At 68.5% G+C, this 6,214-nt stretch carries 8 protein-coding genes; 5 read left to right on the top strand and 3 right to left on the bottom strand.

Features of this window, described 5'->3' with window-relative positions:
• Window positions 1–1,180 (top strand): sensor domain-containing diguanylate cyclase (locus AOZ53_RS16630; RefSeq protein ID WP_054488549.1); only part of this gene is annotated, 1,180 nt, incomplete at its 5' end.
• On the opposite strand, the gene AOZ53_RS16625 is transcribed toward AOZ53_RS16630, so the two are convergent.
• Window positions 1,177–1,596, bottom strand: coding sequence for a DoxX family protein (locus AOZ53_RS16625; protein ID WP_054474285.1), 420 nt, complete (start codon window positions 1,594–1,596; stop codon window positions 1,177–1,179). The two genes, AOZ53_RS16630 and AOZ53_RS16625, sit on opposite strands and share 4 nt — an antisense overlap.
• Window positions 1,597–1,719: 123 nt before the next feature.
• Between AOZ53_RS16625 and soxR the strand changes: the two genes are divergently transcribed.
• Both soxR and AOZ53_RS16615 read left to right on the top strand, forming a co-directional pair.
• Window positions 1,720–2,184 carry a redox-sensitive transcriptional activator SoxR gene (gene soxR / locus AOZ53_RS16620; RefSeq protein WP_054430357.1) on the top strand — a complete coding sequence of 155 codons (465 nt, stop codon included), beginning with the start codon at window positions 1,720–1,722 and terminating at the stop codon, window positions 2,182–2,184.
• Window positions 2,185–2,397: 213 nt separating this feature from the next.
• Window positions 2,398–4,161 (top strand): GGDEF domain-containing protein, encoded by a 1,764-nt coding sequence (locus AOZ53_RS16615; protein ID WP_054430356.1) that lies wholly within the window; start codon window positions 2,398–2,400, stop codon window positions 4,159–4,161.
• A 77-nt stretch (window positions 4,162–4,238) separates the two neighbouring features.
• On the opposite strand, the gene AOZ53_RS34730 is transcribed toward AOZ53_RS16615, so the two are convergent.
• Window positions 4,239–4,388 carry a hypothetical protein gene (locus AOZ53_RS34730; protein WP_180180120.1) on the bottom strand — a complete coding sequence of 50 codons (150 nt, stop codon included), beginning with the start codon at window positions 4,386–4,388 and terminating at the stop codon, window positions 4,239–4,241.
• 453 nt (window positions 4,389–4,841) lie between these two features.
• Here AOZ53_RS34730 and AOZ53_RS16610 point away from each other — a divergent pair, with 453 nt between their 5' ends.
• Together AOZ53_RS16610 and AOZ53_RS16605 are read left to right on the top strand one after the other, a co-directional pair.
• Entirely contained in the window at window positions 4,842–5,420 is a 579-nt protein-coding gene (locus AOZ53_RS16610; protein WP_054430355.1) for a TetR/AcrR family transcriptional regulator, read from the top strand.
• Between the two features lie 81 nt (window positions 5,421–5,501).
• Entirely contained in the window at window positions 5,502–5,981 is a 480-nt protein-coding gene (locus AOZ53_RS16605; RefSeq protein ID WP_054430655.1) for a nuclear transport factor 2 family protein, read from the top strand.
• A gap of 9 nt (window positions 5,982–5,990) precedes the next feature.
• On the opposite strand, the gene AOZ53_RS16600 is transcribed toward AOZ53_RS16605, so the two are convergent.
• The coding region (locus tag AOZ53_RS16600; protein WP_304439148.1) for a type II secretion system protein N at window positions 5,991–6,214 on the bottom strand (224 nt) is incomplete at its 5' end.

The following is a 6,214-nucleotide window of genomic DNA, read 5'->3' as shown; positions in this document are numbered from 1 at the left end:
CAGCCCGGGCAGCCGCGCCGCGCTGCAAAGCCGCCATCCGGTCATCACCAAGCCCTACGTCTCGATCGCCGGCAATCTGCTGATCAACCTGTCCTACCCCATACTGGCCGCCGATGGCCGCTTCCTGGGCTATATCGCCGGCACCCTGCACCTGCGCAAGGAAAGCGCGCTGGACGACCTGCTGGGCCTGCACCACTACAAAGACGGCTCCTACCTCTACGTGGTGGATGGCGACGGACGGCTGATCTATCACACCGATGCGAGCCGGGTCGGCGAGGTGGTGAGCGGCAATCCGGTGATCGAGGCGGTGATCGAGGGCCAGGCCGGCGCGCGCCGGGTGGTCAATTCACGCGGGGTGGACATGCTGGCCGGCTACGCGCCAGTGCCCGCCAGCGGCTGGGGCGTGGTGGCCCAGCGCCCCACCGCCGTGACCCTGGAACCGATCCGCGAACTGCTGTGGGCGCTGCTGGGCTACGCCGCGCCGCTGGCGCTGGTGTTCCTGCTGGCGATCTGGTGGTGCGCGCGGCAGATCTCGCTGCCGCTGTCGCAACTGGCCACCAACGTCGAACATCATGACGTGGCGGTGGCGATGCAACGGGTCAAATCGGTGCGCGCCTGGTATTTTGAGGCCGAACGCCTCAAGCGCGCGGTGATCTGGAGCTTCACCACCCTGCAGGAGAAGATCGGCAAGCTGAACCTGGCCAGCATCACCGACCCGCTGACCGGGCTGCGCAACCGGCGCGGTACGCAGGACGCGGTCGACCACCTGCAGGCCTCGGGCACGCCGTTCTCGGTGCTGGCGCTGGACATCGACCACTTCAAGCAGGTCAACGACACCTACGGCCACACCGCGGGCGACAAGGTGATCCAGGACGTCGCCCAGCTGATGCGCGACTGCTCCCGCCCCGGCGACATCCTGTGCCGCAACGGCGGCGAGGAATTCCTGATCCTGCTGCCGGGGGTGGCGCCGACGGAAGCGGTGATCGTGGCCGAGCGGCTGCGCCAGCGCACCGCCGAACGCGAATTCCCGCAGGTGGGCGGCATCACGATGTCGGCGGGCGTGGCGCAGTGGCCGACCAGCGGGCCGGACGTGGTGCAGGTGTTCCACGCGGCCGACGCCGCCCTGTATGCCGCCAAGCAGCAGGGCCGCAACCGCGTGGTGCTGCACGGCACCCCCTAGGCCGTCGCCAGCGCCCGGTAGTGGCTGGCGATGGCGGCCGCGAACAGGCCGCCGATGACCGACACGTGCTCCAGCGCGAAAAACAGGGCCAGCTTGGCCTGCGGTTCGGGCAGGCGCCAGAAGGCGTGCACGATGAAGATCGTCAGCGCCAGGAACACCGCCAGCGCGGCGGCGGCCAGCCAGACCGCGCGGTCCGCCAGGATCAGGATCGAACCGGCCAGCATCAGCGCCGCCACCGCGATATTGAACAGCCGCGCCGGCTCCAGCCCGGCGCCGCGCATTTCCGCCACCCCGCCCGGAAAGTCGATCAGCTTGGCGGCGCCCGAGGCGATGAACACCACCGCCAGGCACAGCCGGGCGATGAACCAGAGCCAAGAGCTCTGAAGCAGGGATTCGATGTACTGCGGCGTCTGCATGGGTCCTGTTCCTGATGGTCGGCGCTGCCCCGCCCGGCGGACGGGGCGGCATGCGGATCCGGCGGGTTGCCAAATCCGGCGCGACGGACTATAAGACCTCAACCTAACTTGAGGTCAACTTCCATGGCGGGCGACAAGCCGATCGACATCACGCGGCTCATGACGGTGGGCGAAGTCGCCCGGCGCAGCGGCGTGCCGGTCTCGACGATCCACTTCTACGAAGCCAAGGGCTTGATCCAGAGCTCGCGCAGCGGCGGCAACCAGCGCCGCTTTCCCGGCATCGTGCTGCGCTACATCGCCATCATCAAGGTGGCGCAACGCACCGGCATTCCGCTGGAGGAAATCCGCGAGGCCATGTCGCGCTTCCCGCAGGACGGCAACAAGCTGACGCCAGCACAATGGAAAGCGCTGTCGTCGCAATGGCGGGCCAACCTGGATGAACGCATCCGCAAGCTGACCCGGCTGCGCGACGAGCTGGACAGCTGCATCGGCTGCGGCTGCCTGTCGCTCACGGACTGTCCGCTGCGCAATCCGGACGACGTGCTGGGCCGCGACGGACCGGGGCCGCGCATCCTCGAACGGCCATGAACCGTCGGGCGGGCCGCCGAGCGCGTGTTTTACCCGCGCGGGCAGCCGGATTGCGTGAATTTCGCGCCATGGCGTAATCGGCTGCATTCAATTGCAAGACTGTTGCGCCGGCAGCGGCGATAACGCAATGCCATGTATCGCGGCGGGCCTGGGGGCCGCGCAATTACAGTATCCTGCGCGCACAGTCACATCGCATCAGGCCGGCCCACCCGTATGCTGCGCAGTAGATTCTCGATCAAGTCACTGGAACGCTATTTCCTGATATTGGCGGCGGGCGTGCTGCTGCCGATGTCGGTGCTGACGGGGATCCTGCTGCTCCAGAGCCGCGCCGCCTATCTCGCCACCGGCGACGCGCTGCGCGCCTTCGCCATCGTCCGCACCACCATCACGGCCATGGAAACGGTGTCCGCCGAGCGCGGCCCCATGAATGCCGCCCTGGGCGCCGACTACCCGGTCGCCGAATCGCTGCTGGATGAGCTGCGGGCGGCGCGCGAGCGCAGCGATACCCGCATCGCCGACCTGCTGGCGCTGTACCGCGCCCCGCTCAATCCGAACAGCGCGCGGGAATTCACCAACATCCAGCGCATCCGCTACGCGCTGATCAAGGCCCGCGACAACGCCGACGCGCTGATCGCCACGCCGCGCGCCGACATCTCGGGCCAGCGCGTGCTGGCGGCGGTGAACGGCATGGTGGCGCTGGTGCCCGAGCTGCAGGCGGCGATGGCCGAGAGCGCCGGCGTGGTGATGCAGAACGAGGCCGACGCGCCCAATCTGCTGACCCTGGCGCTGCTGGCGAGCGAGCTGCGCGAACAGGCGGGCCTGCTGGGTTCGACCTTCACGCCGGCGCTGGCCAAGCACCGCCAACTGACCGAATCCGACGAATACCGCATGGAGCGGGTGTTGGGGCGCATCGACCAGTTGCACGACCTGCTGGAAATGCGGCTGGCGGCGCGGCCGGACCTGCGCGCGTCGCTGGCCTATGGCGACCTGCGGCACTTCTATTTCGGCGAGGGCATGCGCTATCTGGCGGAGGTGCGCGACATGGCGGCGCTGCAACCCGGCGGCGCCACCATCAGCGCGCGCGAGCTGGCCGCGACCTACGTGCCGCTGATGCATGCCATCAGCCAGTTCCGCGACCTGATGCTGGACCAGATGGAGGCGAGCATGCGCGAGCATCGGCGCCATGCGATCCGGCTGCTGGTCATCACCCTGGTGGCCGCCGCCGCGCTGGCGGTGGCGCTGATGCTGTCGCTGCGGCAATTCCGCCTGCGCGTGATCCGGCCGTTCGTGCAGGCCACCCGCATCATCGGCGCCATCGCCAACGGCACGCCAGCCGCCGCGATTCCGGTGGGCAAGTACCGCGGCGAGGTCGACGGCATGTTCGAGGCGCTGAGCGTGCTCAAGGACAACGCCGCCGCGCGCAAGCGCGCCGAACTGGAACGCGACCGCCTGATCGTCGACCTGGCGGTCATGGCCGAGACCGACTTCCTGACTGGCCTGCTCAACCGCCGCGCCTTCGAGAGCCGCCTGGATCAGGCCCTGTCGCAATGGCGCGGCGCCGGCGCGGCGCTGGCCTTCATCCTGTTCGACATCGACGATTTCAAGGGCATCAACGACACCTACGGCCATGCCAGCGGCGACGAAGCCCTGAAAACGGTCGCCGAGCTGTGCCGGCAGACCTTGCGGCAGGCGGACGTGGTGGCGCGGGTGGGCGGCGAGGAATTCGCCGTGCTGTGCCACGTCGGCACGGCCGACCAGGCGGTGGAGATGGCCGAACGCATGCGCCAGCGCATCGCCCAGGCCCGGGTGACGGCGGAGAACGGCACGGTGTTCGGGCTGACCGCCAGCTTCGGCGTGGCCCTGGCGCGCGGGCCCGAAGCCGGCACGGCCGACACCTTGTTCCGCCGCGCCGACGAACTGCTTTATCGCGCCAAGATGGATGGCAAGAACCGGGTGGTGCCCGGAGACACCGGCTGACGGCGGACAGCCGCCTTCGCGCCGCCCAAAAAAAACGCCGCGTCGGATTCGACGCGGCGTTTTTGCCTTGAAGCGGGTCAGTCAGGGACGCGGGTCGCGTTCTTGTCCTGGGTGGCCTCGGTGGTTTCCGGGCGGGAGGAGGTTTCGGGGTCCGGGCGCGAGCCTGGCGCCTTCCAGTTCAGCGGCGGAACTTCAAAGCGCGGTTTCTTGGCGATCAGTTGGGACATGTGCGTACTCCTGTGTGCGATGTCGGCCTGCCCTGCGCAGGGAACGACTCGGATATCCAGCGCGCCCGGGATGCTCTGGTGGCAATGCGAGGGAGGCATCAGGAACGGGCGCCAGGGCATGGCCCTGGGGTCGTCGACGGGTAAAAGCCGGCGGCCAAGCATGGAGCTTCAATGGAACCGCCTGGGGGAAGGCCAGGACCAGAGCGGTCTTGGTCCTGGCGGACTGGGTTGGCTTGGCGGCCAACGCCTTGGCAGGCATCCGAAATAGTTTCCGGATCTTTGCGTGACGATCTAATGATTTTAGTATTAATTAACAGATAAAGCAAGCATCTTGAGTTTTGCTTATGTATCTGAATGGTGCGGAGATGCTGCCTGCGCCACACACCCGCTTGACTGCGGAGAACGATCGTTCTACGATTGCCCTCAATCCAGGTAGAACGATCATTCTCAATCATGTCCGACACGCCCGACCTCCCCGCCGACGACGCCCGTCAACGCCTGCTGCAGGCGACCGAACGGCTGGTCTACGCCGGCGGCATCCACGCCACCGGCATGGATCTCATCGTCAAGACCTCCGGCGTGGCGCGCAAGCGCGTGTACCAGTACTACCCGAACAAGGACGCGCTGGTGGCCGCGGCGCTGCGGGCGCGCGACGAACGCTGGATGCGCTGGTTCATCGACGCCACGTCGCGGGCGGCCACGCCCAGGGCGCGGCTGCTGTCCATGTTCGACGCCTTGCGCGAATGGTTCGCCAGCGCGGACTTCCGCGGCTGCGCCTTCCTGAACGCCGCCGGCGAGATCGGCGACGAGGCCAGCCCGGTGCTGGCGGTGGCGCGCGAACACAAGGCGCGGCTGCTCGATCACATCCGCGCGCTGGTCCGGGCGGCCGCGCTGCCCGAATCCGACGAAGCCGCCGCGCAGCTGCTGGTGCTGGTCGACGGCGCCATCGCCGTGGCGCTGGTCTCGCGCGATCCGGCCATCGCCGACAGCGCGCGCCGCGCCGCCGCCACGCTGCTGGGTCCCGGGGACTGAGGCGATGGCGTCGCTCGACCCTTGCGCCCGGCCATGCCCGTGGCGTTCCCGTTTTTCCCACCCGCCTGCGAGGCCTGCGCGATGACATCGACCCCCACCACCCGCCCTCCTCTTCCTCCCTTCACCCGCGACAGCGCGATACAGAAAGTGCGCCTGGCCGAAGACGGCTGGAACAGCCGCGACCCCGACAAGGTGGCGCTGGCCTACAGCCTGGATACGCGCTGGCGCAACCGCGCCGAGTTCGTCAACAGCCGCGAGGAAGCGCGCGCCTTCCTGGCCCGCAAATGGGCCAGGGAACTGGACTACCGCCTCATCAAGGAACTGTGGGCCCACGACGGCAACCGCATCGCGGTGCGCTATGCCTATGAGTGGCACGACGATTCCGGCAACTGGTTCCGTTCGTACGGCAACGAGAACTGGGAGTTCGGCGAGGACGGCCTGATGACGCGCCGCTACGCCTGCATCAACGACCTGCCGATCCAGGAGGCCGACCGCAAGTTCCGCTGGCCCCTGGGCCGGCGCCCCGACGATCATCCGGGACTGTCCGAGCTCGGCCTCTGACCCGAGGCGCTACGGCACCCGCTTGATGCCTTCGCCGTCGTCGCCGGCCTGCGTCGGCAGCGGCAACCGGACCTCGCGTCCGCCATGCTCGACGATCAGCGACTGCGCGTCGATGCCGACCAGGCGCGCCGAACGGGTCAGCTTGTCGCCGATCGCGTAGGCCTGCGGCGGGCCGCCGTTGACCGACAGCACCGCCGCGCCGCGGCCGCCGCCGGCCAGCACGCCCGCCACCT

The organism is Achromobacter sp. 2789STDY5608621, assembly GCF_001299375.1.
Taxonomy (GTDB): domain Bacteria; phylum Pseudomonadota; class Gammaproteobacteria; order Burkholderiales; family Burkholderiaceae_B; genus Achromobacter; species Achromobacter insuavis.
The sequence above is the reverse complement of the archived record's forward strand: the minus strand, read 5'-3'. Positions and strand labels throughout refer to the sequence as shown.